Raw genomic sequence first — 24562 nt, 5'->3', positions numbered from 1 at the left:
GGGGCACGTCAACGCAACGCCAGCGTGCCCTGCGACAGCACCATCCGGTCCGCGGACGGGCCCAGCACGCTGGCCAGGTTGGCGCGAGCGTGGTTGCGGAAGTGTTTGGCGGGCTCCGACGCCGGGTTCTTGTCCAGCTCCAGCTTGGCGAGGTAGACAAACATGCCCACCATGGCCAGCTGCTCGAACGTCTCCCGCTTCAACCGGGCCGTCGTTCGCTGGAAGGCCGGTGAGGTGGCCAGTCCGCTGCGCATCTGGGCCACCAGCCGCGGGAAGTCGGCATCGGCCACCAGCGGCTGTCCCTGCGAGGCCGCGTAGTTGGCGGCGACGAAGAAGGCCAGGGCGACCGCTACATCGTTGGCCGGCTGCTGCGCCTTCTGTGCCGCCTTGGCAAAGAGGTCCAGCGACTGTTCCAACACCGACTTCATCGGAGCGGGCTGCTTGGGCGCGTAGGCACGGGCCAGCGTGTCGGCCGTGTGCAGGGGCACCGGCGACTCCGGCGCCACCGTGCTCACGCCGGCCGCCGGCGCTTCGGCCGCGGCGCCAGGCTGCGCCTGGTTCAGGACGCTCAGGTTCATGAAGTTCGACGCGGCGAAGCTGAGCTGCGGCGCGGCGTAGAACGGGTAGTCCGTGGCGCCGAAGCCCTGCGCCCAGGTCATCCCAAGGGGGGCTGACAGGAACGCCGCGATGACTGCCCGCTGGGCGCAGGCGCGCAGGGTGCCGCGTGGGTTGGGCCGCAGGGAGTGCCGGTCAGGGTTCATCGTCATGACTGAGATCCTCGTCTTCAACAGTGATGCCGCGGCGAGCGGCTGAACGGTACGGTGGCGACGGCACGCCTGCGGCGTGTCCGGCTACGGAATCCAGCGGACGTTCGAACAGGTGGACACCCACTGACCCGAGTCGCCACTCGACGCCTTCACCTTCAGCGCGATGTCGCGGTTGATGCTGGGCCATGCAATGGCGGTGGGGGCACTGGCGGTGGCGGGCAGCACGTAGACCGGGTTCGCATCGCAGCCCGTCGTGCCGACGACGCGCGCGCCGCCAAACGGCTCGTCAGGCCAGACGGGCGCGACGACCGCGCCATTCATGTAGAGCACGAAGGCCACCCACTTGCCGTCGGGGGACCAGGTGGGGCTGTCAAAAGAATAGCGCAGCGCGCTGTCAGCATCGGCCACGGCCGTGAGCTGTCGCAGCCCGGTGCCGTCGATGTTGGCAACAAGAACGTGAGTATCGAAATCGTTCTTTCGCTTGAGTTCCCAGGTGAAAGCGATGCGCGTGCCGTCGGGGCTGACAGCCAGGCTGCTGTGACCGGCCACATACCCTCCACCCTCGAAGACCGAGTTCTCCGGCAAGGGCAGGCGGGCCAGCAGCTGCGAGTCGGCGCTGGTGGGCGAGGACACCCACAGCTCGTTGGCCACGAGGTAGACGTAGCGCCCATCGGGCAGCCACGCCTGCGGCTCGCCGATGACGGTCGCGTCGTCCAGGCGAGAGCCGCGCTTCTGGATCTCCAGGGTGCTGGCGTCGAAGATGGTCAGCCGGCGTGGCACCTGGAAGTTGTCACCGTATTGCGCCATCAGCCATTTGCCGTCGGGCGACAGGCGCAGGTCGGCAGCGCCCAACACGCCGGATATCGATGCGGGCGAGGCCTTGGGCGCCAGGTCGGTGGCGCCGAAGACGGCCAGGGGGTAGGCCGAGGCGCCGTTGCGGTCGGCCCAGCGGACCAGCAGCGTGCCGTTGGCATTGGCCTGCCAGCGGTCCTCGGCGGCATCGCTGGAGCCCGGCAGGGCCACCTGCCGGCCGGTGGTCAGGTCCATGATCCGCGCGTTCGTGCCGTCCGGCGCGTTCACCAGCAGACGCCCCGGGAGCACGGTGTTGCCGTAGGTGGCAATCGCCTGCGTCGGCGGTGTGACGGGAGGCGTGGCCGGCGGCGTGGTGGGCGTGGCTTCAGCGCCGCCGCCACCACCACCGCCGCAGCCGGCCACGACGGCCAGGGCCAGGGCCGACAGGGCCAGGGCGGTACTTCGTAGGAAATCGGATCGGTACTTCATGCGCTTCGGTGGTTGAGACAGGGACGGGAAGCCACAACGCAAAAAGCGCAAGAGGCCGATCGGCCTCCTGCGCCCAGGGAGTGGCGAGACTTATTGCTTGCGAGCCACGGACGACATCGCTTCACCGATCGACTTGATCGCGGTGGAGAAGGCGTTCTGCAGCAGGCTGAACTCCTGCGACGTGGCCTGGAACTCGGCGTTCAGCAGTTGCATCTGCTTGGCAGACTCCTGCTGCTTGGCGGGGTCCTTGCTGCCGGTGGTGGTGTTGGCGATGTCGTTGCTCAGCTTCACCATCTTGGCGGCGCGGTCGCCCATCGTGGAGCCCATGGCCTTGGCGATGGCCACCAGCCAGCTTTCGGCGCCGGCCTTGCCGTCACTCTTGCCGTCGGCCTTCATCTGCTTCTTGACTTCGTCGACGATCTGCTTGGCCGAGTCCTGGATGAATTGCTGCATCCAGTCGCCGGCGACTTCCTTGGCCTGGCCCGCGGCTTCCGGGGTCACGCCTTGCTGGCTCTTGGCCAGCAGCTGTTGCACGGCTTCGTCGATCTTGGCCTTGACTTCGTTGGCCAGGAACTTGGGCATGCCATGTTCCTTCTGCAGCGTGTCGACGGCTTGCTTGGTGGCGTCGCCGACGGCTTGCTGCAGCATGCCGCCAATGGCCTGGCCGATCATGGCGCCGATGGGGCCGCCGAAGATGCCACCGACGATGCCGCCCACGGCGCCGAGGATGCCACCCGAGCCGCCACCGCCCAGAACGCTGCTAACTGCTGATCCCATGTCAATCTCCAAAGATGTGAGGTGAGTTTTGCGGCGGAGACCGCCGCAGTGATTGATTGCTCTGCGAGGCATCTGAGGTCGGTGGCGACTGAAGAAAAACACCGAGCTCGCTGCGTGTCTTGTCGCGAAGGTTCTCGAATCAAACTCTGCGGCGTTGACGGAACTCATTACACGGGGCCGGGGCCATGCTGCCTATCTGCGGCTGCTCCTAATTCGCTGCGTGCCGCGCTAGGGTCGGCCGCAGTCGCCACGTCCAGGTGGCGCAGCGCGGCGCTCAGCGCCGGCAGGTCCAGCCCCAGCTGGCCGCGCAGGCTGGTGCGCGCCATCCACGTGGCCGAGGCCTGCTGCGCCTTGCCTTGGCGGCTGGCCTGCACGGTCCATTCGCCCAGCGCCACGGCCAGCACGGCGAAGCGCTCGAAGGCGTCCTGGCGCTCGGCGAGCGGCGCGTCGTCCCAGGGCAGCTCGTCGATGACCCAGGCTTTGAGCCACTGCGTGACGGCCCGCCAGCGCGGCCCGGTCAGCGGCTCGTGGTCCATGGCCTGGCGGCATGCGCCCAGATAGGCGGCCAGGGCGGCGCCCAGGTCGTCCTCCGGGGCACCGCCGGCCAGCTGCTGCCGGTAGTGCTGCAGGCAGTGGGCGATGAGTTCGGCGTGCGCTGCAGCGCCGCCCAGCAGTTCGCCCAGCGCGCCGGCCACCTGGTTGTCGGCGGCAGGGCGGGGCGGCAGGCGCCAGCGCGTTGCGGGCTCGCCAGGCTCGGCATCCGACAGCGGTGCGTGGGCCAGGCGCGACTGCGCCAGCGCCTGTTCGATGCGCTGTCCCAGCGCCGTCTGCCAGGGGGTGGGGGATGCGGAGGTGTTCATGCAGGCTCGGGGGTGGGTTGCGGGTCGGCATGGCGTTGGCTGCGCAGGCGTTCCCGGTGGCTGAGGTGGCGGACGCGCTGCCAGGTGGCAGCGTCCAGCGCGTGGTGCTCGGAGACCTGGCCTTCGTACGGCGCGCTGCCGCGCGGCGTGAAGCCCAGCGCTCGCAGGCAGGCGGCGGCGCTGCGGTTATCGGGGTGGCAGATGCCCCACACCGCGCGCAGTCGCAGGCGGCCGAAGGCGTGGCGCAGCAGCGCCTCGCCGCCGGCCAGGCTCAGGCCGCTGCCCCAGTGCGAGGGCAGCAGGCGGCTGCCCAGCTCGGCGTCGCCGTCCCGCACGCCCAGCCCGGCGGTGCCAGGGCTTGCCTGCAGCGGCATCAGGCTGAACCAGCCGGCGAACTGCGCTCCGCCGGGGGCTGGCACGTCGCAGCGCCAGATGCCCAGGCCCGGGTGGCGGCGGTAGAAGTCGCCCAGGCAGGTGGCGAAGGTCTGCGCCCAGGCGGCGTCGTGCAGCGGCTGGGCATCGGGCAGCAGCGCGCGCACCCTCGCGTCGGCGTGCAGGTGCTGGATGTCGGCCGCGTCAGCCGCCGTGAACTCGCGCAGCTGCAGGCGCTCGTCGTGGTGGCTGAAGGCGCTCATGCGTCGCTCCGCGGCGCGCCGGGCAGCGGCCAGCGCGCCAGCAGGCTGATGCCGCCGGCCGTCACGCCCAGCATCCAGCGCTCGCCGGCGTGGTCCAGCAGCACGACGCGTTCGCGCGCGCCCAGTGGCAGTGCCCGCACGAAGCGCAGCGCGTCGCCGGCCTCGGCAGGGCCGCCGGTGCGGTCCTGCAGGCGGCGCCAGCCCTTGATGAGCACCCAGGCCAGCGCCAGCACGAAGGCCAGCGCGAGCACGGTACTGGCGAGGTTGAGCAACAGGTCTTGCATGGGTCAGGCTGGCGCGGCGCGCGCGTCGAGGTCGGGGTGGGGGGTCAGGTCTTCACCGGGCGCAGGCCGCCGGCGCGGCGGCTCGGGGGGCACCTCGTGGCGGCGGTGCGGGTCGGCGCGCGCGGCTTCCCACTTGAGCTGCTCGCGCACGCCGTCGGCCCACACGATGACCTCGGCCAGCACGTCGAACAGGTCCGGCGGCACCACCTCGCCCTCGTCGCAGCGCGCCAGCAGTTCGCGCGCCAGCGGCACGTTGCGCACGATGGGCACGCCGGCTTCCTCGGCCGCCTCGCGCATCGCGCGGGCCACGTGGTCCTCGCCCTTGGCGCTGATGGTGGGCACCGGGCAGCGGCCGGGCTCAAAGTCGATGGCGATGGCCACGTGCGTGGGGTTCACGACCAGCGCGTTGGCGCTGCGTGCCGCGCCGGCCTGGTTGCGCTGGCTCCACTCGGCGTGGGCCTGCTTGCGCTGCTGCTTCAGCAGCGGGTCGCCCTCGCTCTCCTTCATCTCCTGCTTGATGTCGCGCATGCTCATGCGCAGCTTTTTCGTGAAGCGATGCCGGGTCCACAGCGTGTCCAGGAAGGCCACGCCCGCGAACACGCCCACGGTCCAGGCGAGCACCTTCACCGTGGCCTCCCACACCAGCGCGCCAACGTGCTGCGCCGGCCGGTCGCCGGTGGCCAGCCGCATCACGTCGGGCAGCAGCGTGTGCGCCACGGCCCAGCCGATGCCCAGCAGCAGCGCGGTCTTCAGGATGCCCTTGAGCAGTTCCACCAGGTTGTCCAGCGAAAACATGCGCTTGAGGCCCGCGGCCGGGTTCAGGTGCTCCATCTTGGGCGCCACCTTCTCGAACGCCAGCACCGGCCCGGCCTGCAGGTACTCCACCAGCGTGCCCAGCGCTGCCACCGGGATGACCAGCAGCCCCACCAGCAGCACGGCCAGCTCCACGCTTTGCCACCCCAGCAGCGCGGCCACGTGACCGAAGCCCTCCTCGCGCCAGCCCGTGCCGATGCGGGCGAGCAACGACTCGCACAGCGCCGCGAAGCGCTGGGCGCCCAGTGGCAGGCACAGCGCGCCCATCACCAGCCAGGCGAGCAGGCCAGCCGTGCTGGTCAGCTCCTTGCCCTTGGCAATGTCGCCCTTCTTGCGCGCGTCCTGCAGGCGCTTGTGTGTGGGCTGTTCGGTCTTGTCGCCGCTGTCGTCGGCCATGGGCGCATAACACCTATTTCTAGGGGGTGCAAACGGGGTTTGTGAAAACTTGTTTGCAGTCGCCTTGACCAGACCTACTTCTAGGGAGGCTTTTCACCCCACGGTGCCTGGGGAATCTGGCGCTGCGGAGCCGAACGATGCCTGCTGAAGAAGGCCTCAAACGGGTCAGATGTTTCTACGCGTAAACGTGGGGGTAGGGCTTCTACATAAAGGAGCAATTCCTACGGGTTGGTCAGTTACTTTTGCTTGCAATGGTCAGCCGTTCGTGAAACCTTGCACGCATAGTCCGCCCGGTTTTCGGAACAGGGGCACCCAGGTGTTTGGACTTCGACGGTTTTGCCAGCTCACGGCGACGATGGCGTTAGCCTTCGCGGCCGCCGGCGTGCAGGCAGGCACAGGCTGTGCCGCCGTGACCGCCGACGACCTGCTGGGCGCGTCGGCAGCAGGCGGCGGCTTCGTGCTGACCCAGCGGCTGTGTGCGACGACGCTGGTGCGCAGCCGTGCGGCCACGGCGCCACTGCCCGGGGAGCCGGCCGAGGCCGACGCACCGCCGCCGGCCGTGGTGGCCACGCCCGTGCCGCGTGCGGTGCTGGCGCGGCCGGTGGCGCTGTCCGCAAAGGACCCGGCCGGCCAGGCCCGCGTGCGCGCGCTGGCGCCGCTGATGGCCGACGTCGCGCAGCGCCACGACATCGATCCGCTGCTGCTGCACGCCCTGGCCCACATCGAGTCGCGCCACCAGCCGCAGGCCATCTCGCCGGCCGGCGCGCGCGGCCTGATGCAGGTCATGCCGTCCACCGGCCGCGGGCTGGGCGTGGCCGACGCCGAGCGCCAGCTGCTGTCGCCCCAGGCCAACCTCGAGGCCTCGGCCCGCTACCTCAAGCAGCTGCAGGCCCGCTTCGGCAACAACCTGACGCTGGTGCTGGCGGCCTACAACGCCGGCGAGGGGGCCGTGGAGCGGCATGGCCGCCGCGTGCCGCCGTTTGCCGAGACGCAGGCCTATGTGCGCGACGTGCTGGCCGTCTACGCCGAGTTGCGCCGGCGGCTGGGAGGCTGGTCATGAGCGCGCTCAAGCGCGACGGCCTCTCGGGCTATTTCGCCGTGACCGACCGGCCGCGCGAAGGCTGGGTCGCACGCTTCAGCGACCTGTTCCTCGTCGCCGGCATCGTCGCCATCGTGGCGCTGATGGTGCTGCCGCTGCCGCTGTGGCTCATCGACCTGCTGGTGGCCGTCAACATCGCCTCGGGCCTGGTGCTGCTGCTGATCGCGGTCTACGTCGCCGGGCCGCTGGAGTTCTCGGTGTTCCCCAGCGTGCTGCTGATGACGACGCTGTTCCGGCTGGCGCTGTCCATTGCCACCACGCGGCTCATCCTGCTGCACGCCGACGGCGGCCACATCATCGCGACCTTCGGCAAGATGGTGGCGGGTGGCAACCTCGTCGTCGGCCTGGTGGTGTTCCTCATCATCACCGTGGTGCAGTTCATCGTCATCGCCAAGGGCGCGGAGCGCGTGGCGGAGGTGGCGGCGCGCTTCTCGCTGGACGCGATGCCGGGCAAGCAGCTGTCCATCGACTCCGACCTGCGCTCTGGCCTCATCGACAAGGACGAGGCCAAGCGCCGCCGCCGCACGCTGGAGATGGAAAGCAAGCTGCACGGCAGCCTCGACGGCGCGATGAAGTTCGTCAAGGGCGACGCCATTGCCGGCATCGTCATCATCCTCATCAACCTGCTGGGTGGCCTCGCCATCGGCGTGCTGCAGCAGGACCTGTCGATGGGCGACGCCGTGCATCGCTACTCCATCCTCACCATCGGCGAGGGCATGGTGGCGCAGATCCCGGCGCTGCTGGGCGCGATGGCCGCGGGCCTGCTCGTCACGCGTACCAACGACGACGAGCACGACCGCCACCTGGGCGACGCCATCCGCAAGCAGCTGGGCGCCAAGCCGCGCGTGCACCTGATGGCCGCCGGCATCTGCCTGATGCTGGGGCTGGTGCCGGGCTTCCCGCCGCTGGTGTTCGGGCTGCTGGCGCTGGTGTTCGGTGCGGCCGGCGTCATGCTCAGCGACTGGGGCCGCGACTGGCTGGCCCAGCGCCTGCCACAGCGCCAGAACGAACGCACCGCCCCGGCCGCGCTGAAGACGGCGCAGCCGCGCGTGCGCCCGTCGGTGCCGCTGCTGCTGGAGCTGCCGCAGCGGCTGCTGGCCGACGGCGGCGTGGCCGCCACCCGCGCCGTCGAGGCCATGCTGGACGAGCTGCAGCTGGACCAGGGCCTGCCGTTGCCGCGCCTGGCGCTGCACGGCCGCGTGGGCCGCGGCGGTTGGCGGCTGCTGGCGCACGAGGTGCCGCTGGCCGAGGGCGAGCAGGCCGATGACGTGCGCGCGCTGGCCGAGCAGGTGCGCCAGGCGCTGCGCCGCCACGCGGCCCTGTTCATCGGCATCCAGGAGACCAGCGAGCTGCTGACGCGCGCCCAGGCCGACCTGGCCGACGTCGTGAAGGAGGTGCTGCGTGCGCTGCCGGTGCAGAAGGTCACCGAGGTGCTGCGCCGGCTGGCCTCCGAGGCCGTCTCCATCCGCAACCTGCGCGACATCCTCGAGGCGCTGGCCGAGGCCAGCCAACGCGAGAAGGACGTGCAGGCGCTGACCGAGATGACGCGCATCGCGCTGCGCCGCCAGACCCACCACCGCGTCTGCGCCGGTGGCGAGCTGCGCGCGCTGCTGCTGGCGCCCGAGCTGGAGGCGCTGCTGCGCCAGAGCCTGCACGTCAACGGCGGCGTGGCGCAGCTGGCGCTGTCGCCCGAGCACGCCCAACAGCTGACCGCCGCGCTGCGCGAGCGCATCGACGCGCTGCAACCCCAGGCCATCGTCTGCGCCATCGACCTGCGCTGGCACCTGCGCAAGCTCGTCGAGACGGACTGCTTCGACACGCCAGTGCTGTCCTTCCACGAACTGCTGCCCACGCTGCGGCTCACGCCGCTGTACCACCTGCCCCCGCCGGGGCCATCCTCCCTGGACGAGCCCCCGCCGGCCGCCCTGCTCGCCGCATGACTTCCCACCTCCGATTCGCGGCAGCCGCCACGCTGCTGCTGGCCCAGGCCTTGCCGTCGCCGGCTGCGCCGCTGCCCGATGGCCTGCACCCGCTCAAGCTCGAGGCGCGCGACCAGCCGCTCGAGCAGTTCCTGCAGAGCCTGTTCTCCGGGAGCGACGTCCCCGTCGTCGCCACTGGCGTGCAGGGCCAGGTCAACGGCCGTTTCGAAGGCGCGCCGCCCAAGCTGCTGCGAGACCTGAGCCGCGCCTACAACCTGCTCAGCTACTACGACGGCGGCGTGCTCTACATCTCGCCCGCCAGCGACACCCAGACCCGCAGCTGGCTGCTCTCGCCCGCCGCGGCCGCGCAGGTGCAGCGCGCCGCGCAGGCGCTGCAGCTGCCGGACGCGCGCAACACGTTGAAGTTCGGCGACGACGGCGCGCTGCTCGCCGTGGGCGCGCGGCGCTTCGTGCAGCAGGTGGACGAGCTGGTGCGCCAGGTGCGACCGACGACCGCCGCCGCGGCGATGAACACCTGGGCCCCGCCGCGCGAGCAGCAGCCGCTGCCCGACTACCGCATCTTCTACCTGCGCTATGCGTGGGCGCAGGACGTGCCCATGAGCTTCGGCGGCCAGCAGACCACGCTGCCCGGCGTGGCCAGCATCCTGCGCTCGCTGGCCGGCCTGCCGCAGCGCCCGCGCACCGCGCAGGCCGTGGACCCCGCCCGCGCGCAGGGCAGCCAGCGCCTGCGCAGCGGCGCCGCGCGCGGCACCGGGGGCGCCACCACGCTGGGCTTCGTGGACGACGCCGCCCCCGGCCCGCGCGGCACCGAGACGCTGGTGGCCGCCCTCAGCCAGGCCGGTTACGCCGCACCGGCGCAGCCGGAGGCTGGCGAGCCCGCTGCCGGCGAGTTCAGCCCCCGCATCGAGGCCGACCCGCGCCTGAACGCCGTCATCGTGCGCGACCTGCCCGAGCGGCTGGAGCGCTATGCCGCGCTCATCAAGTCGCTGGACGTGGAGCCCCAGTCGCTGGAGATCGAGGCCACCATCATCGACATCAACACCGACCGCCTGCGCGAGCTGGGCATCAACTGGCGCTACAACCACGGCCTGTCCAGCCTGATGTTCGGCAACGGCACGGCCAGCGACAACCGCCTCAACGGCCAGCAGGACGTGACGCCCAGCGCCAAGGGCGGCGTCATCTCCGCCGTCATCGGCGACCGCTACCCCTTCGTCGCCCGCATCGCCGCGCTGCAGAGCGACGGCGCGGCCAAGGTCGTCAGCAGCCCGCAGGTCGTCACGCTGTCCAACGTCGAGGCGGTGTTCGACAACAGCTCGACCTACTACGTGCGCGTGGCCGGCCGCGAGGAGGTGGACCTCTTCAACGTCACCGCCGGCACGCGGCTGCGGGTGACGCCGCACGTGTTCAAGGACGACAAGGACGGCAACGAGGCGCCCCGCATCAAGCTGCTCGTGCAGATCGAGGACGGCGGCCTGACCGGCCAGAGCGTGGACCAGTTGCCCATCGTCGAGCGCTCCGGCATCAATACGCAGGCGCTGATCTCCGAGGGCGAGAGCCTGCTCATCGGCGGCATGGTGCGCGACAGCGCCACGGCCGGCGTCGACAAGGTGCCCGTGCTGGGCGACATCCCGCTGCTGGGCAACCTCTTCAAGACGCAGCGCAAGGGCGGGCAGCGCGTGGAGCGCATGTTCCTCATCACGCCGCGCCTGGCCAGCAGCAAGGCGGCCGTCGACCTGCTGGAGAAGGCTCGCCAGCCGCTGCCCAACCCGGCCGCCCCGGCCGTCCCTGTGCAGGAGTGAACCCCATGCCGCTGCCCCCCCAGACTCACGCCGTAGCGCTGGAACTGCGCGTGCTGGCCGGCCGCCAGAAGGGCGCGCATGCCCGGCTTGACCCCGAGCAGGCGCTCGTCGTGTGCGCCTACAGCCCGTCGCAGCAGGGCGACACCCAGTTCGCCGACATCCTGCTGGCCAGCCAGGTGGACTTCCAGGCGCGCATGGTGCCCGCCGCGCGTGGCCGCGTGGGCCTGCAGCTGCTGTCAGGCGTCGCCGTGCTGGGCGACCGGCCGCTGGCGCCCGGTGCCGAGGTGCACGCCTGGGCGCCGGGCCAGCCGCTGCAGCTGGGGGACACGCTGGTGGCCTACGGGCCGCTGGACGAGGCGGAGTGGCCAGAGCCCGTCATGCACGACGGCCCGGCGCCGCTGCTGGCCGGGCCGCGCGCGCCCGCGCCGCCAGCGCGCCATGCCCCGGTGCTGGAGGCAGCGCTTGGCGTGCTGGGCGTCGCCATGCTGGTGGGCGGTGTCTACATCGCCACGCAGGGCCTCACGCTGCGCCAGGCCGGCCAGGCGCTGGCCAGGGCCATGCCGGTGGCCGCGGCAACCGCCACGCCCGCACCGGCGCCCGACCCGCTGGCCAGCGTCGTCGACCTGTTCCGCCTGCACGGCATCAAGGCGCAGGCCAGCTGGTCCACCGACGGCGAGCTGGTGCTGCACACGCAGGAGCGCGACACCGCCCGCGTGCAGGCCGCCGCCGCGGCCGCCCGGCGCGACATCGCCCGCCTGCCCGCGCTGCGGGTGGACAACCAGCCGCCGGCTGCCGCGGCGCCTGCCGCCGTGCCGGAGGACCCCGCCAAGCGCCTGGTCGCCGTCGTCGACAACGCCGACAGCCCCTACTTCGTCACCGCCGACGGCAGCCGCTACTTCAGCGGTGCGTTGCTGCCCAGCGGCCACCGCGTCGTGCAGATCGTCGAGCGCGCCGTCATCGTCGAGCGCGACGGCCAGCGCACGCGGCTGGTGCTCTGAGTTTTTCCCGTCCCCCCCTGCCAACCGGAGTTCCCCATGTCCAACACCCTTCTCACCTCCCTCGCCACCACGCCCGCCGGCAGCACCGGCACCGCCAAGGGCGGCGGCTCGTGGTTCGAAGCCATGGCCGACGCCTGGGGCCAGGCGCTGGACAAGCAGGCCAGCGACATCGAGACCAAGTCCGCCGCCGTCGGCGCGGGCGGCGACAAGCCGGCCGACATCACCGAGCTGACCGCCATGTCGCTCAAGATGAGCTTCCTGGCCAGCAGCTCGCACACCGCCGTCTCCACGGTCGGGTCGGCGCTCGAAACCATGGCCCGCAAGCAGTGATGACGCCCGGCCTCGCCATCGCCGCGCCGGTGCAGGACGTGCAGTTCGGCGCGGGTGCGTCGCTGTCGGCCCTGCAGCGGCTGGGCGGGCCGGCGCCCGCCGAGGCCGCCGGCTTCGAGCGCGCACTGGCCGGCGCGATGCAGCGCCTGGAGGGCCCGCAGGCCGCCGACGCCCCCGCTCAGGCCATGCAGCGCCTGGTGCAGCCGCTGGAGCACATCAACGCCGAGGCCGCGTCGCTGGGCCGCGACGCCCGCGCCGCCGCCGCGTCCGGCCAGGCGCTGACGCCCGGCGAGCTGGTCAACCTGACCGTGCGCTGCCAGGAGTTCATGTTCCATTGCCAGCTGACCTCGAACATCGCGAACCGCACGTCCGAAGGTCTGCAGCAACTCTTCAGACAGCAGTCCTGATGAAACGCAGCCTGCCCGCACTCGCCCTCGCGCTGCTGCTCAGCGCCTGTGGCGACCAGACCCTCTACGCCAAGCTCGACGAGCGCCAGGCCAATGACATGGTCTCGGCGCTGCGGCTGGCCGGCGTGCCCGCGCAGAAGCGCGCCAGGGAAGACGGCTTCGAGGTGCAGACCGCCGAGGACGACTTCGCCCGCGCCGTGCAGATCCTGAAGGCGCAAGGCCTGCCGCGCGAGGACTTCGACAGCCTCGGCAAGGTCTTCAAGCGCGAGGGCTTTGTCTCCACGCCCGTGGAGGAGCGTGCGCGGCTGATGCATGCGCTGTCGCAGGAGCTGTCGCACACGCTGACCAGCATCGACGGCGTGCTGCAGGCGCGCGTGACGCTGGTGGTGCCGGAGCGCCACCCGCTGTCCGACAAGGTGCAGCCGTCGTCGGCCTCCGTGATGATCCGGCACCGGGCCGGCCTCGACGTTGACGCGCTGCTGCCCAAGGTGCGCGCGCTGGTTGTCAACAGCGTGGAAGGCCTGCCGTACGAGAGCGTGTCGGTCGTGGCGTTCGCGGCCGAGCCGACGCCGGTGGTCACGCCGGCGCCCGACGCCGCGCCCACCGCCTTGCTGGCACTGGCCGTGACGCTGGGGGCCGCCAGCCTGGGCGCCGCGGGCTGGCTGGGCTGGCGCCGCCGCCGCGCGGTCAGCCTGGCCGAAGCCGGCCCGCAGCCGGCGCTGCAGGGAGGCGCCGATGACTGAGCGTGTGCAGCGTGCCCGCGTCGCCCGCCGCCTGCTGGAGGAGGCGCCCACCGAGGCGCGCGCGCTGACCTGGGCGCAGCTGGACGCGGCGCCCGCCTGGCTGGCGCTGCCCGCCGCGGAGCTGCAGGCCCTGGCGCTGCGTTGCGGCTCGGTGCTGGCCGCGCCGGCGCTGCGGTTGTGGATCGCCGGCCCGCTGCGCGAGCTGGCGCGGGCCACGCTGGGCGTGCCCTGGTGGCGTGCGCTGCGCGCCGTGCCGGACTGGCCAGCGCTGCCCGAGGCGGTTGCGCGCGGCCTGCCCGCCAGCCTGGCCGACTGGCCCGACGTGACGACGCCCGACGGCCTGCGCCGGCAGTTCACCGAGGCCGGCGCTGCCGTGCTGCTGGCTGGCCTGCCGCACGGGGCGCTGCGCCATGCCGCCAGCCGCCGGCTGGGGCCGGTGGCGGCGTGGGTGATGCCGCAGGCCACCGCGCTGGCCGTGCTGCGCGAGACGCTGGCGCTGCACGCGCGCCTGGACCCGGCGGAGGCCGCATGAACCGCCACGCCTTCATGCTGTGGCACCGCGACGCCGACGCGCGCGCCGGGCTGGTGTCGGACCGCCGCGTGCTGCGCGCCGCCGAGGTGCCGGCGCTGCAGCAGGCCCATGAGCTGCTGGACACGCTGCACACGCTGCTCGCGCAGGAGCGGGCGCGGGTGGACGCCGCCTGCGAGCAGGCCCGCGCGGAAGGCCTGGCCCAGGGCCTGGCGCAGGCCCGCGAGCAGTCGCGCGCCGAGGTGGCCGAGGCACTGGCGCGGCAGGCCCGGGCACACGAGCAGCAGCGCGAGCGGCTGCAGCAGGACGTTGCCGGCCTCGCGCTGGCCGTGGCCGAGAAGCTGCTGGGCGAGCTGCCGGCGCAGGAGCGGCTGGCGCGCCTGGCGCTGCAGGCCGCGCGCGAGCTGCTGCCCGCCCGCACCTGGCGGCTGCACGTGCATCCCAGCCAGCTGCCGGGCCTGCGCGCCGCGCTGCAGGCGGCCGACGCCGGTGACGCCGCCGGCCTGTCCGGCGCTGAACTGCAGGCCGACGCCGAGCTGGCCGAGACGGATTGCCGCCTGACGACCGAGTTCGGCAGCGCCGATGCGGGCCTGCAGACCCAGGTCGACCGCCTGGCCCGCGCCTGGAGTCTCGCGTGACGACGGCCCTGCACGCCCCCGACGACCTGCGCCGCAGCCTGCAGCGCGTGCGCACCGTCGCCACGCTGGGCCGCGTGGTGCAGGCCGGCGGCACGCTGCTGCGCGTGACGGGCGTGCCGGCCCGCGTGGGGCAGAGCTGCCGCGTGTTCGACGCGCAGCGGCCGCACGAGCCTGGCCTGCTGGCCGAGGTCATCGGCTTCCAGGGCCACGAGGCGGTGCTGGCGCCGCTGGGGTCGCTGCAGGGCGTGCCCGTGGGGGCGGCCGTGGAGGTGCTGCAGGAGGTGGCCCAGCTGCCCAGCGGCCCGGGCCTGCTGGGCCGGGTCATCGACGCCTTCGGCCAGCCGCTGGACGGCGGCCCGCCGGTGACCCACCTGCCGCGCGTGCCGCTGTACCGCGACGCGCCGCCGCCGCTGCAGCGCCGCCCCGTGCACGCGCCGCTGGTGTGCGGCGTGCGCGCCATCGATGCGCTGCTGACGGTGGGCGAGGGCCAGCGCGTGGGCATCTTCGCGATGGCCGGTGGCGGCAAGTCCACGCTGCTGGGCATGCTGGCGCGCAGCACGCGCGCCGAGGTCAATGTCATCGGCCTCATCGGCGAGCGCGGCCGCGAGGTGCGCGAGTTCCTGGAAGACAGCCTGGGCGCCGAAGGACTGGCGCGCTCGGTCGTCGTCGTCTCTACGTCCGACCGGCCGGCGCTGGAGCGCGTGCGTGCGGCCTATGCGGCCACGGCCATCGCCGAGGGCTTTCGCGCGCAGGGCGCCCGCGTCGTGCTGATGATGGACTCGGTGACCCGCTTCGCGCGCGGCCTGCGCGAGATCGGCCTGGCCGCGCACGAGCCGGCCGTGCGGCGCGGCTACCCGCCGTCGGTGTTCGCCGAGCTGCCGCGGCTGTTCGAGCGTGCTGGCAACGATGCGCACGGCAGCATCACCGCGTTCTACACGGTGCTGGCCGAGGATGAGGAGGGCAGCGACCCCGTGGCCGAGGAGGTGCGCTCCATCCTGGACGGCCACCTCGTGCTGTCGCGCGCGCTGGCGCAGGCGCAGCACTACCCCGCCATCGACGTGCTCGCCAGCGCCAGCCGGGTGTTCACGCGTGTCACGTCGCCCGAACAGCAGCGCGACGCGGCACAGCTGCGCGCGCTGATGGCACGGCACAAGGAGGTCGAGTTCCTGCTGCGCGTGGGCGAGTACCAGGCCGGCAGCGACCCGCTGGCCGACCAGGCCATCGAGCGCATGCCGCAGATCAAGGCCTTGCTGCAGCAGGGCTCGCACGAGCCCGCCGACTGGGACGGCTGCCTGCAGCACCTGCGGGAGATCGTGGCATGAGCGCGCCCTCGCTGCCCGACGCCGACGCACGCCAGTGGCTGCGCCTGCGCCAGCTGCGCGTGCAGCGCGCGCGCCAGGCGCTGGCCCGCGCGATGGACGCGGAGCGCGCCGCCCGCGCCACCGTCGAGGCCTGCGAGCTGCGCATCGCCCAAGGCCAGGCGCGGCTGACGGCGCTGGCGCGGCACTGGGGCGGCGCCGGCAGTGCCGGGCTGCCGCGCTGGCATGCCCAGATCGAGGCGCACCGCGAGATGCTCGCCGAGCGCCTGGAGCGCGACGAGTACGCGCTGCTGGACCACCAGGACGACTGGCGGCAGACGCAGACCGACGTGGCCCGCTGCCGCACCGAGCTGGCCCGCGCCCAGGCCCGCGAGGCGGCCGTGGACGCCACCATCACCGACCAGCGCCGCCTGCAACGCCAGGCCCGCGAGCAGCAGGCCGAGTTGGAGGCGGAGGACGTCTTCCGCACCTTGCACTGACACCGCCGTGATGCTGTCCCTGTTCTCTTCCTCCCTGGGTGCTTTGCTGCGGCAGGCCCGGCCCGGCGCCATGTCCGATGACGCGCCGCTCGACACCGTCGCTGCCGGCGCTGCCGAGCAGGACTGGCGGGGCGCCTATCAGCGGCTGCAGGTGCTGGCGCCGGAGCTCCCGGCGCCCGACGCACCGCTGCTGCCGCTACAGCCCGTGGCCGTGCGCAGCGAGGCCCCGGCGCCCGCGCCCGACCAGCGAGCGGCCGCGGCGCTGCCGCCCACGCCAACGGTGCAGCGCGTGGAGGCGCTGCTGGCGCAGGCGCCGATGGCACCGCAGCGCGTTTGGCAGGTCGAGCTGCCGTCGGCCGGCGCGGGCTGGCAGCTGCGCGTGGAGCAGGCCCAGCCGCAGGCACCGCTGCTGCTGGAGCTGCGCGTGCCGGCCGTGCTGCAGCCCCAGGCGCGGCGCCAGCTGGCCGACCTGGACAAGCGCCTGCGCGACACCGGCCACGATGTGCTGTCCTCGCGCCTGCAGCCGGCCGTCGCCGGGCGGCTGCGCCGCGTCGACGAGGTGCAGCCATGAGCGGCATCGCGGCCATCCAGGCCATCAATCCCGCCGAGTCCGTGCAGGCGTGGCTGCAGGTCGCTGCCGCCAGCGAGGCCGAGGTGGCGGCGCTGGCGCAGGCGCCCGAGCTGCCGCAGGCGGCGTTGTCGCTGCCCGGCCCCGTGGGCGAGGCCCATGCCGCACAGCCGTCCACCCTGCTCGCTCAGCCGCTGGATGCGCCGGCCGCGGTACAGCCGCTGGCACCTGCGCTGCTGACGCCGCTGGCGCTGCAGCAAGGCCCCGAGCTGCGCTGGCGTGTGCAGGACGCCGCCGCGTGGCGCTCGCTATTGGACACCGTTGGTGACGCCGTTGATGACGACGAGGCGGCACTGGCGTCGCCCGCCGAGCCCGACGCGCAGGTGCCGGCCGATGACATCCCCGCCTGGGCCCAGGCGCTGCTGGCGCGGCTGCGCGAGGCCGCTGAGGCGCCGGCCTCGGTGGCGCCGCTGCGGCCGGCGCTGCAGGCCTGGCGCGCCGGCCTGCCCGTGCTGCTGGCGAGCCCGTCGGGGCTGGCCAGCCTGCAGCCTGGCCGTGACGGCGCCAGCTGGTGCTGGCGGCGCTGGCCGGCTCGCTGGCGCCAGGCGCGCCCGGCCACCGGCGAGCGCTGGTGGGCCGTGCGCCTGGGCCTGGCCGCGCAGGGCCGCCCGCGCACGCTGCGTGAGCTGGGCGGTGCGCTGCGGCTGGCGCCGGGCCAGGTGAGCTGCGAGCTGCGGTTGGACGGCACCGCGCCGGGCATCGCGCAGTGGGCCGAGGTGCTGGTGCAGGCGCCGGCCAGCGCCAGCCTGCGCGGGCTGCTGGGCGCGCGGCCGTCGCTGACCTGGCTGCTGTGCAACCAGCCGCTGTGGCCGGTGGAGGCGCCATGAATCGCTTCGACACCAACTTGCTGCATGCGCTGGGTGACCTGGACGACGCACTGGCCGTGCTGGACGGCGAGTTCCTCGTCGCGCTGAACGCGCCCATGCAGGCGCTGCTGCCGGGGGACGCGGGCGGCCTGGCGGCCGACTGGGCACAGTCGCTGCCGGGCCTGGCCAGCGCGCTGGCCGCGCCGCTGGGCGAACGCCGCCGTTGCGGTGTCAGCGGCGAGTACCTGGCCCAGCGCGTGGCGCTGGATGCGCGCCACGTGCTGCTGCGCCTGGTGGACGAGCGCGCGCGCCTGCATCACCTGCAGCGCCAGCTCGACGACCGCGAAGGCCTGCTGTTCACGTCGCGCTCGCTGACCGTCAGCGAGATGGGCAGCGTGCTGGCGCACGAGCTGAACCAGCCCATCGGCGCCACGGCCAACCTGCTGCGCGGCCTGAAGCTGCGCCTGGCACGCCGCCACCCCGACAGCACCGACGAACTCGCCGCGCTGGACAAGGCCGTGGCGCAGGTGACGTACGCCAGCCAGATCATCGGCCGGGTGCGCGAGTACACGCAGTCGCGCCAGCCCAAGGCCGAGCGGCTGGACCTGGGCGCGCTGGTGCACCAGAGCCTGGCGCTGCTGGACTGGGACCTGCAGCGCGAGGCCGTGCAGCTGGCGCTGCGCCTGCCCGATGCGCCCGTGCCCGTGCAGGGCGACGCCGTGATGCTGCAGCAGGTGCTCATCAACCTGCTGCGCAACGCGCTTGACGCGCTGCGGCTGGACCGGCCTGCCGCGCCGCTCATCGACATCGAGCTGCGCGTTGAGGCCGGCCGTGCCGAGCTGCGCGTGGGCGACAACGGCCCCGGCATCACGCCGCAGACCGAAGCCAGGCTGTTCCTGCCGTTCAGCTCCACCAAGCCCAACGGCATGGGGCTGGGCCTGTCCATCTGCCGCTCGCTGATCGAGATGCACCAGGGGCGCCTCTGGTTCACGCGGCGCGACGCGGGCGGCTGCTGCTTCCACTTCGCGTTGCCGGTGCTGGCCGCCGCAACGCCCCCGACCTTGGAGAAGACCGCATGACCCCTCGCCAGATCTACGTGGTGGACGACAACCACGAGTTCCGTGACTCGCTGCGCTTCTGGCTGGAAGGCTTCGGCTGCCAGGTGCGCGACTGGGGCGACCCGCGCGACGCGCTGCAGTCGCTGGCCCGCGTGGCCGTGGGCACCACCTGGCCCGAGTCCACCTGCCTGATGCTGGACGTGCGCATGCCCGAGCTGTCGGGGCTGGACCTGCACGACGCGCTGCGCGAGCGCGGCATCCACCTGCCCGTCATCTACATGAGTGGCCATGCCGACGTGCCGCTGGCCGTGGCCGCGATGCAGAAGCGCGGCGCCGTGTCGCTGCTGGAGAAGCCTCTGGACGACGCGGCGCTGAGCGCGGCGCTGGACCGCGCCTTCGCGCCCACCGAGCTGGACCTGGGCGACGACGCCGACGTGGAAGGCTCGCGCGAGGAGTTCGAGCGCCGGCTGCAGCTGCTGTCGCCGCGTGAGCGCCAGGTGCTGTCGCTGGTCGTCAAGGGCCTGATGAACAAGCACATCGCCGACGAGATCAAGCTGTCGCTGAAGAGCGTGGAGCTGTACCGCTCGCGCGGCATGCGCAAGATGAAGTGCCGCTCGGTGACGGAGCTGACCCGCATGATGGTCAGCCGCCGGGCATGAGCTCGCTTCCGCAGGCGTTCGCGCACGCGGCCGGATGGCGATTCGGGGCGGGCTCGTTCCGGCTCGCCGTGCGCGCCGACGGCTTCGAGGCTGCCGAGGAGCTGCCCTGCGCCGCCGAGGCGGCCGTCGTGCTGGACCGGGCCGGTGAACTGCTGGATGCGCTGGCCGCGGCGGGCCTCGACGTGGATGCGCCGTGGCAATGGCTGGAGGCGCCGGGCGACGACCCGCCTGGCCTGGCGCAGGCTCGTTGGCAGGGGTTCGCGGTCGAGGCCCGGCTCGCGCTGCCCTGGGCGGCGCTGCAAGCGCTGCCCACGGCCCCCGACGTGCCGGGCCTTCTGTGGGAGCCGGTGGCCGCCGAATGCGTGCTGGCGCACTGGTCGTTGACCGATGACGACGTGGCGGCACTGGAACCCGGCGGCCTGCTGCTGCTGGAAGCGCCCGCGGCGCCGCGCCTGCGCGCACGCACCGAACGCGCCGCCGCCGACGAGCCTCCCTGGCAGCTGGTGGCGCGTTGGGATCAGCCGCTGGCGCTGGAGGTCGTGCTGGGCTGGCATGCCACGCCACCGGCCGCACCCGTCGCCTGCCAGCTCATCCACACCGCGCAGCCCGAGAGCGTGCGCGCCCGCGGCCGCCTGCTGCCCTGGGGCAGCGGGCAGGCGCTGTTCATCGAGGCCGTCTGATGGACCTCAGCAGTTTCACGCCAGCGTCGGCGCTGCTTACCGTCGTGCTGCTGGCACTGGCGCCGTTCGTGGCCGTCATGGTCACGTCGTTCACCAAGCTGGTGGTCGTGCTCAGCCTGCTGCGCAATGCGATGGGGCTGCAGCAGGTGCCGCCCAACGTCGTCATGAACGGGCTGGCGCTCATCCTCAGCATCTACGTGATGTATCCGGTAGGCGTGCAGATGCAGGAGCAGCTGGCCGACCTGCCCGCCACGAGCAAGGCGTCCACCAGCCAGCTTGTCGCCGCGGCCGACACCGCCAAGGAGCCGCTGCGGGAGTTCCTCATCAAGCACAGCCGGCCGCTGGAGCGGGCCTTCTTCCTGAAGACGGCGCAGCGCAGCCTCAAGCCCGAGCAGGCCCAGGCGCTGACCGAGCGTGACTTCCTCGTCATCGTGCCGGCCTTCACGGTCAGCGAGCTGACGGTGGCCTTCGAGATCGGCTTCCTGATCTTCCTGCCCTTCCTCGTCATCGACCTCGTCATCTCCAACATCCTGATGGCCATGGGCATGCAGATGCTGTCTCCCACCACCGTGTCGCTGCCGTTCAAGCTGCTGCTGTTCGTGCTGATCGACGGCTGGGTCAAGCTCACCCACGGCCTCGTCCTCACGTACCAGACATGAAGCCCCTCGGCCAAGGCGTCCCGTGGCCGATCCCCCGAGGGGATGGCGATGCTTGCCGGATTGACCGTCAAGCACATCGCCAGACGGGCCGGCTCGGGGCGGCCCGGCGCTCGGCCCGAAACACTTCTCGAATGGGATCTGAATGAACAGCGACGTCATCCAACTCACGCAGCAGGCGCTGTGGCTCGTGCTGCTGCTGTCGGCGCCGCCCATCCTCGTCGCGGCCGTTGTGGGCCTGGTGATCGCCTTCATCCAGGCCGCCACGCAGCTGCAGGAGCAGACGGTGCAGTACGTGGCCAAGTTCTTCGCCATCGTCGTCACGCTCTTCATCACCGCGTCGCTGCTGGGTGGCAGCCTGTACCGGCTGGGCGACAAGGTGTTCAGCGAGTTTCCTGGTCTCGTGAAGATCACCCGCTGATGCTGGCGTTCTGGGTCGGGCACCCCACCGATGCGGTGCTGCTGCTGGGCCTGTGCACGATGCGCGTCGCCGTGGCGCTGCTGCTGGTGCCGCTGTTCACGCAGGACCTGATACCCGCGCTGATCCGCAATGCGATGTTCCTCGCGCTGGGCCTGCTGGGTTTGCTGGTGCAGGACGTGCAGCCCATGGCACTGAGCGGCTGGCAGTGGGCGCGGCTGTATGGCCGCGAGGCGCTGCTGGGTGCCGGCCTGGGCTTCCTGTACGCCGGCATGCTGTGGTCGTTCGAGATGGCCGGTCAGCTCATCGACAACAAGGTGGGCGCCACGCAGGCGCAGGTGATGGACCCGCTGTCCGGGCACCAGACCTCGCTGACCGGGGCCTTCCTCGCGCGGCTGGCCAGCTGGGTGTTCATGGCTTCCGGCGGCTTCCTGCTGTTCGCGGCGCTGCTGCTGGACAGCTACGCGCTGTGGCCCGTCAACGGCGGCTGGCAGCTGTTGCCGGCCGGCCGCCTGGCCTTCGAGGCGGAGCTGGGCCGCATGCTGCGCCTGGCCCTGCTGCTGGCCGCGCCGTCGCTGGTGCTGCTGTACCTCGTGGACGGCGTGCTGGGCCTCGTCAACCGCTTCGCGCAGCAGCTCAACGTGTTCAGCCTGTCGATGTCGCTGAAGGCCGTGGTGGGCCATCTGGTGCTGCTGCTGCAGCTGGGCAGCCTGGTGGCGCTGCTGAACGAGGAGCTGCTGTCGCGGCCCACGGTCGTGCGCACGCTGCTGCAGCGCCTGTTCGGCTGACTGCGGCCGACCCTAGCGCCGCTGCGGCCACGACTAGCGGCGGCCGCAATTGCTCTGCGCGGCGCGACGGCCTGAAATGCCGTCATCGAGCATCACCGCACAAGGTTCGCCATGATCAGCCTCCCCCGCGTCTCCACGCCCGCTGCTGCCGGCAGTGCCCCGCATCTGGCCGACGGCGCCAGCATCGTCGTGCAGCGCGGCGACAGTCTGCACCGCCTCGCCGCCGAGCATGGCGTGTCGACGCAGGCGCTGCTCGCGGCCAACCCGCAGCTGCGCAACCCCGACGTCATCTACCCCGGCATGCGGCTGCAGCTGCCGGACACCGGCCGCTACGTGGTCAAGCCCGGCGACACGCTGCACGCAATCGCGCGCGAGCTGGGCGTGTCGCAGCGCTCGCTGCAGGCGGCCAATCCGCAGCTGCGCAACCCCGACGTGCTGCATGTCGGCGACACGCTGCGCCTGCCCGCGCCGCGCGCTGCCGCCGCGCCGCAGCCGCCCGCTGCCGGCCCGGGGCTGCTGAGCCGCCTGGCCGAGTTCTGGACGCTGCTGCCGCAGCCCGCCCACGGCCGCGCGCCGGCTCCGGTGGCTGCGCCTGCGCCGCGCGCGGCCTCACCGGCGCCGGCGGCCTCCGCGGCGCCGCGCACTGCCGAGGCTGCGCCAGCCGGCACCGCCTTCCAGGCCCACAACGCCCGCGACCGCCGCTGGCTGGCGCAGCGCGACACGCTGGTCGACGCGGCCCGCCGCGCCGATGTGGACCCCGGTGTCGTCGCCATGATTGCCAACTTCGAGTCCGGCTTCCGCACTGACGCGCGGCCGGTCGCGCGCGATGCCTCGCGCAACACCGTGCGCCAGTTCGACGGCACGATGGCGCTCAGCACCGCCCACGGCCTGGGCCAGTTCACCGACGGCACCTGGCGCCAGATGCTGCGCACGCACGGCGCAGAACACGGTATTGCCGACGCCGCGACGCTCACCACGGCCGAGGCCAACGCACACCGCAACGATGCCGGCCTGCAGGCCGCCATGCTGGCCGAGTTCACGCACGACAACGTCGCCACCGGTCGGCGCCTGGGCGGCGCCGACGACGTCGCCAACGTCTACGCGCTGCACAATCTCGGCGGTGGCGACGGCGCGACCTTCCTGCGCGCGCTGGCCGCCGACCCCACCACCCGCGTCGACGACGTGCTCTCCAACGCCGTCATCCGCAACAACAGCTCTCTTTATGGCGATGGCAGCATCACGGTCCAGGCCGCTTACGAACGCATGGGCGACGCCATGCGCGCCGGCCAGCGTTACGCAGACGATGCGCGGCAGCCGCGCTAACGCGCTGCTAGCACTGGGCCTGCTGCTGACGGCCGCCGTGCCGGCTCAGGCGCAGTACGCCCGGGCGCAGGCCACCTACCGCTCCAGCGAGCTGGAGGTGCGCGTGGTGGTGCTGGACGTGGCGGGCGGCGACGCCGCCGCCAGCGCCACCGTCACGCAGGGCGCCTGTTCCGCCAGCGTCGCGGGGCAGGGGCAGCTGCGCAAGCGCACGCTGGTGCTCACCCCTCACGTGAAGCAGCCCGGCAGCGAGAGCTGCCGCGTGGTGCTGAGCTTCGACGACCGCTGGACCCGCGTCACCGCGCGCAGCGAGGGCGACTGCAGCGGCTACGGCGGCGCCGCCTGTGAATGGGCCGGGCAGGGCGCTGCCCGCACCGCCGACTGACGAATTAGGGGCAGCCGCAGTCGCCAGCGCCGCCCCGCATCCCTAAGCTGAAGGCACTCCCACTGACTCCCCGACGGCCATGATCGGCGCCCCTCTGTCACCCACCGCCTCGCTGTTCTCCACAGCGCCCCTGCGTCCGCTGGGGGCGCCCGCCGCGTCGGCGCGCACCGGCGAGCCGACCTGGCTGGACGGCCTGGGCGCCGCCGGAGGTGCAACGCTGCGTGCGGACGTGGCGCCAGACGCCCAGCGGCTGACCGTGCAGCAGCACGCCGAACGCGTGCTCGCCGCCCTCGTTGCCTGAGCTGCAGGCCCAGCCGCGCTGGGCCGACGCGGCGCAGGCGCTCATCAGCGGCTGCGTCGACCTCGGGCCCCGCCAGGACGGCGCCGTCGCGCTGATGGAAACCGTCTGCCAGGGCCTGGGCGACCAGCTCTACCCGGCCTTCCTGCGCGTGCTGGCCGAGGTGAACCAGCGCGGCGAGTACGCTGCCCGTGCGGCCGTCGCGCAGACGCTGATGCAGGCCCTCAGCCAGGGCCGCCTGCCCAGCGGCTCCCGCGCGGCCTGGGGCGCGCACCAGCCCGGCGCTCAGCGCCGCAGCCTCGGCCCCATCGAATACCTGTGCCTGGCCGCCTGGCCACAGCGGCGCGGCCCGGCCGAGCTGCGGCCCGAGCAGTTCCAGACGCTGGCCAGCGCCGTGCTGGAGCTGATGGACTGCGACACCGACGCGCGCCGGCTCTACGCCGACCACCTCGGTGCCGTGGCCGACGACCCGCTGGACGGCACCATGCCCCGCGAGGTGCGCGCCGCGCTGCGCGCGCTGGCGCAACGCTGGCGCAGCCACCCGGACGCCAGCCAGGCCTGCGCGGCGTTCACGGACGCGGTGCTGCGCGCGTGCTGATCAACCGGCCGGGGCGTTCGCGGGTACGAGATCGGCGCCGCTCGTTTGTTGAGGCGCGGTGGCGTGCGACGGGCGGGGGGCGGTTGACCCCGGCCGGGAGTGGGCCGATGACGGCGAGCGCTTGCAGGCAATTCAGGGTTAGCGCCAATGCCTGCGCCCCAAAGCAGGGAGCAT

The 24562-nt window shown here is 72.8% G+C and carries 30 protein-coding genes; 23 read left to right on the top strand and 7 right to left on the bottom strand.

Going from position 1 to position 24562, the window contains the following annotated elements; translation table 11 throughout:
- Nucleotides 1–8: 8 nt before the first annotated feature.
- The 7 genes from AC1Q7O_RS24490 to AC1Q7O_RS24460 all read right to left on the bottom strand — a co-directional run bounded on the left by AC1Q7O_RS24490 (nucleotide 9) and on the right by AC1Q7O_RS24460 (nucleotide 5813).
- The gene (locus AC1Q7O_RS24490; protein WP_492661974.1) at nucleotides 9–767 is read right to left on the bottom strand and encodes a DUF6683 family protein; all 759 of its coding nucleotides are present in this window, start codon (nucleotides 765–767) and stop codon (nucleotides 9–11) included.
- An 84-nt stretch (nucleotides 768–851) separates the two neighbouring features.
- Nucleotides 852–2048: a TolB family protein gene (locus tag AC1Q7O_RS24485; RefSeq protein WP_492661973.1), complete on the bottom strand. Its 1197-nt coding sequence runs from the start codon at nucleotides 2046–2048 to the stop codon at nucleotides 852–854.
- Between the two features lie 90 nt (nucleotides 2049–2138).
- A complete protein-coding gene (locus tag AC1Q7O_RS24480) occupies nucleotides 2139–2825 on the bottom strand; it encodes a hypothetical protein (protein ID WP_394509591.1) in 687 nt (228 codons plus the stop codon).
- 167 nt (nucleotides 2826–2992) lie between these two features.
- The gene (locus AC1Q7O_RS24475; RefSeq protein WP_492661972.1) at nucleotides 2993–3685 is read right to left on the bottom strand and encodes a DUF6683 family protein; all 693 of its coding nucleotides are present in this window, start codon (nucleotides 3683–3685) and stop codon (nucleotides 2993–2995) included.
- On the bottom strand, nucleotides 3682–4320 hold the full coding sequence (locus AC1Q7O_RS24470) for a GNAT family N-acetyltransferase (RefSeq protein ID WP_492661971.1): 639 nt from the start codon (nucleotides 4318–4320) through the stop codon (nucleotides 3682–3684). The genes AC1Q7O_RS24475 and AC1Q7O_RS24470 overlap by 4 nt, the downstream gene beginning before the upstream one ends.
- Nucleotides 4317–4604 (bottom strand): flagellar biosynthetic protein FliO, encoded by a 288-nt coding sequence (locus AC1Q7O_RS24465; protein ID WP_492661970.1) that lies wholly within the window; start codon nucleotides 4602–4604, stop codon nucleotides 4317–4319. The genes AC1Q7O_RS24470 and AC1Q7O_RS24465 overlap by 4 nt, the downstream gene beginning before the upstream one ends.
- Before the next feature lie 3 nt (nucleotides 4605–4607).
- Complete coding sequence (locus AC1Q7O_RS24460; RefSeq protein ID WP_492661969.1) at nucleotides 4608–5813, bottom strand: EscU/YscU/HrcU family type III secretion system export apparatus switch protein; 1206 nt, start codon at nucleotides 5811–5813, stop codon at nucleotides 4608–4610.
- A gap of 409 nt (nucleotides 5814–6222) precedes the next feature.
- Here AC1Q7O_RS24460 and AC1Q7O_RS24455 point away from each other — a divergent pair, with 409 nt between their 5' ends.
- From AC1Q7O_RS24455 to AC1Q7O_RS24345, 23 genes are all read left to right on the top strand, one after another.
- Nucleotides 6223–6873, top strand: coding sequence for a lytic transglycosylase domain-containing protein (locus AC1Q7O_RS24455; RefSeq protein WP_492661968.1), 651 nt, complete (start codon nucleotides 6223–6225; stop codon nucleotides 6871–6873).
- The gene (locus AC1Q7O_RS24450; protein WP_492661967.1) at nucleotides 6870–8852 is read left to right on the top strand and encodes an FHIPEP family type III secretion protein; all 1983 of its coding nucleotides are present in this window, start codon (nucleotides 6870–6872) and stop codon (nucleotides 8850–8852) included. Before AC1Q7O_RS24455 ends, AC1Q7O_RS24450 begins: the two co-directional genes overlap by 4 nt.
- On the top strand, nucleotides 8849–10651 hold the full coding sequence (gene sctC / locus AC1Q7O_RS24445; protein WP_492661966.1) for a type III secretion system outer membrane ring subunit SctC: 1803 nt from the start codon (nucleotides 8849–8851) through the stop codon (nucleotides 10649–10651). Before AC1Q7O_RS24450 ends, sctC begins: the two co-directional genes overlap by 4 nt.
- Nucleotides 10652–10656: 5 nt before the next feature.
- On the top strand, nucleotides 10657–11649 hold the full coding sequence (locus AC1Q7O_RS24440) for a SctD/MshK family protein (RefSeq protein ID WP_492661965.1): 993 nt from the start codon (nucleotides 10657–10659) through the stop codon (nucleotides 11647–11649).
- A gap of 36 nt (nucleotides 11650–11685) precedes the next feature.
- Nucleotides 11686–11979 carry a hypothetical protein gene (locus AC1Q7O_RS24435; protein ID WP_492661964.1) on the top strand — a complete coding sequence of 98 codons (294 nt, stop codon included), beginning with the start codon at nucleotides 11686–11688 and terminating at the stop codon, nucleotides 11977–11979.
- Nucleotides 11979–12386 carry a hypothetical protein gene (locus tag AC1Q7O_RS24430; protein WP_492661963.1) on the top strand — a complete coding sequence of 136 codons (408 nt, stop codon included), beginning with the start codon at nucleotides 11979–11981 and terminating at the stop codon, nucleotides 12384–12386. The genes AC1Q7O_RS24435 and AC1Q7O_RS24430 overlap by 1 nt, the downstream gene beginning before the upstream one ends.
- Nucleotides 12386–13129: a type III secretion system inner membrane ring lipoprotein SctJ gene (gene sctJ, locus AC1Q7O_RS24425; RefSeq protein WP_492661962.1), complete on the top strand. Its 744-nt coding sequence runs from the start codon at nucleotides 12386–12388 to the stop codon at nucleotides 13127–13129. The genes AC1Q7O_RS24430 and sctJ overlap by 1 nt, the downstream gene beginning before the upstream one ends.
- Nucleotides 13122–13661, top strand: a complete 540-nt coding sequence (locus tag AC1Q7O_RS24420) for a hypothetical protein (RefSeq protein ID WP_492661961.1) — start codon at nucleotides 13122–13124, stop codon at nucleotides 13659–13661. The genes sctJ and AC1Q7O_RS24420 overlap by 8 nt, the downstream gene beginning before the upstream one ends.
- On the top strand, nucleotides 13658–14296 hold the full coding sequence (locus tag AC1Q7O_RS24415) for a FliH/SctL family protein (RefSeq protein WP_492661960.1): 639 nt from the start codon (nucleotides 13658–13660) through the stop codon (nucleotides 14294–14296). The genes AC1Q7O_RS24420 and AC1Q7O_RS24415 overlap by 4 nt, the downstream gene beginning before the upstream one ends.
- Nucleotides 14293–15618, top strand: a complete 1326-nt coding sequence (locus AC1Q7O_RS24410) for a FliI/YscN family ATPase (RefSeq protein WP_492661959.1) — start codon at nucleotides 14293–14295, stop codon at nucleotides 15616–15618. The genes AC1Q7O_RS24415 and AC1Q7O_RS24410 overlap by 4 nt, the downstream gene beginning before the upstream one ends.
- Entirely contained in the window at nucleotides 15615–16094 is a 480-nt protein-coding gene (locus AC1Q7O_RS24405; protein ID WP_492661958.1) for a hypothetical protein, read from the top strand. The genes AC1Q7O_RS24410 and AC1Q7O_RS24405 overlap by 4 nt, the downstream gene beginning before the upstream one ends.
- Nucleotides 16095–16104: 10 nt before the next feature.
- Nucleotides 16105–16665, top strand: a complete 561-nt coding sequence (locus AC1Q7O_RS24400; RefSeq protein WP_492661957.1) for a hypothetical protein — start codon at nucleotides 16105–16107, stop codon at nucleotides 16663–16665.
- Entirely contained in the window at nucleotides 16662–17549 is an 888-nt protein-coding gene (locus AC1Q7O_RS24395; protein ID WP_492661956.1) for a hypothetical protein, read from the top strand. The genes AC1Q7O_RS24400 and AC1Q7O_RS24395 overlap by 4 nt, the downstream gene beginning before the upstream one ends.
- Nucleotides 17546–18607, top strand: coding sequence for a sensor histidine kinase (locus tag AC1Q7O_RS24390; protein ID WP_492661955.1), 1062 nt, complete (start codon nucleotides 17546–17548; stop codon nucleotides 18605–18607). The genes AC1Q7O_RS24395 and AC1Q7O_RS24390 overlap by 4 nt, the downstream gene beginning before the upstream one ends.
- Nucleotides 18604–19245 carry a response regulator transcription factor gene (locus AC1Q7O_RS24385; protein ID WP_492661954.1) on the top strand — a complete coding sequence of 214 codons (642 nt, stop codon included), beginning with the start codon at nucleotides 18604–18606 and terminating at the stop codon, nucleotides 19243–19245. The genes AC1Q7O_RS24390 and AC1Q7O_RS24385 overlap by 4 nt, the downstream gene beginning before the upstream one ends.
- A complete protein-coding gene (locus tag AC1Q7O_RS24380) occupies nucleotides 19242–19925 on the top strand; it encodes a hypothetical protein (RefSeq protein WP_492661953.1) in 684 nt (227 codons plus the stop codon). The genes AC1Q7O_RS24385 and AC1Q7O_RS24380 overlap by 4 nt, the downstream gene beginning before the upstream one ends.
- Entirely contained in the window at nucleotides 19925–20584 is a 660-nt protein-coding gene (gene sctR, locus AC1Q7O_RS24375) for a type III secretion system export apparatus subunit SctR (protein ID WP_492661952.1), read from the top strand. The genes AC1Q7O_RS24380 and sctR overlap by 1 nt, the downstream gene beginning before the upstream one ends.
- 142 nt (nucleotides 20585–20726) lie before the next feature.
- A complete protein-coding gene (gene sctS, locus AC1Q7O_RS24370; RefSeq protein WP_492661951.1) occupies nucleotides 20727–21002 on the top strand; it encodes a type III secretion system export apparatus subunit SctS in 276 nt (91 codons plus the stop codon).
- Nucleotides 21002–21787, top strand: a complete 786-nt coding sequence (sctT, locus tag AC1Q7O_RS24365) for a type III secretion system export apparatus subunit SctT (RefSeq protein ID WP_492661950.1) — start codon at nucleotides 21002–21004, stop codon at nucleotides 21785–21787. The genes sctS and sctT overlap by 1 nt, the downstream gene beginning before the upstream one ends.
- Nucleotides 21788–21898: 111 nt before the next feature.
- Entirely contained in the window at nucleotides 21899–23110 is a 1212-nt protein-coding gene (locus AC1Q7O_RS24360; RefSeq protein WP_492662757.1) for a LysM peptidoglycan-binding domain-containing protein, read from the top strand.
- Entirely contained in the window at nucleotides 23091–23492 is a 402-nt protein-coding gene (locus AC1Q7O_RS24355) for a hypothetical protein (protein ID WP_492662581.1), read from the top strand. The genes AC1Q7O_RS24360 and AC1Q7O_RS24355 overlap by 20 nt, the downstream gene beginning before the upstream one ends.
- Before the next feature lie 79 nt (nucleotides 23493–23571).
- The gene (locus AC1Q7O_RS24350; RefSeq protein ID WP_492662582.1) at nucleotides 23572–23793 is read left to right on the top strand and encodes a hypothetical protein; all 222 of its coding nucleotides are present in this window, start codon (nucleotides 23572–23574) and stop codon (nucleotides 23791–23793) included.
- Nucleotides 23786–24388 (top strand): hypothetical protein, encoded by a 603-nt coding sequence (locus tag AC1Q7O_RS24345; RefSeq protein WP_492662583.1) that lies wholly within the window; start codon nucleotides 23786–23788, stop codon nucleotides 24386–24388. The genes AC1Q7O_RS24350 and AC1Q7O_RS24345 overlap by 8 nt, the downstream gene beginning before the upstream one ends.
- The last annotated feature ends 174 nt before the right edge of the window (nucleotides 24389–24562 follow it).

Source organism: Roseateles sp. GW823-FHT07B05, assembly GCF_058794515.1.
The sequence above is the reverse complement of the archived record's forward strand: the minus strand, read 5'-3'. Positions and strand labels throughout refer to the sequence as shown.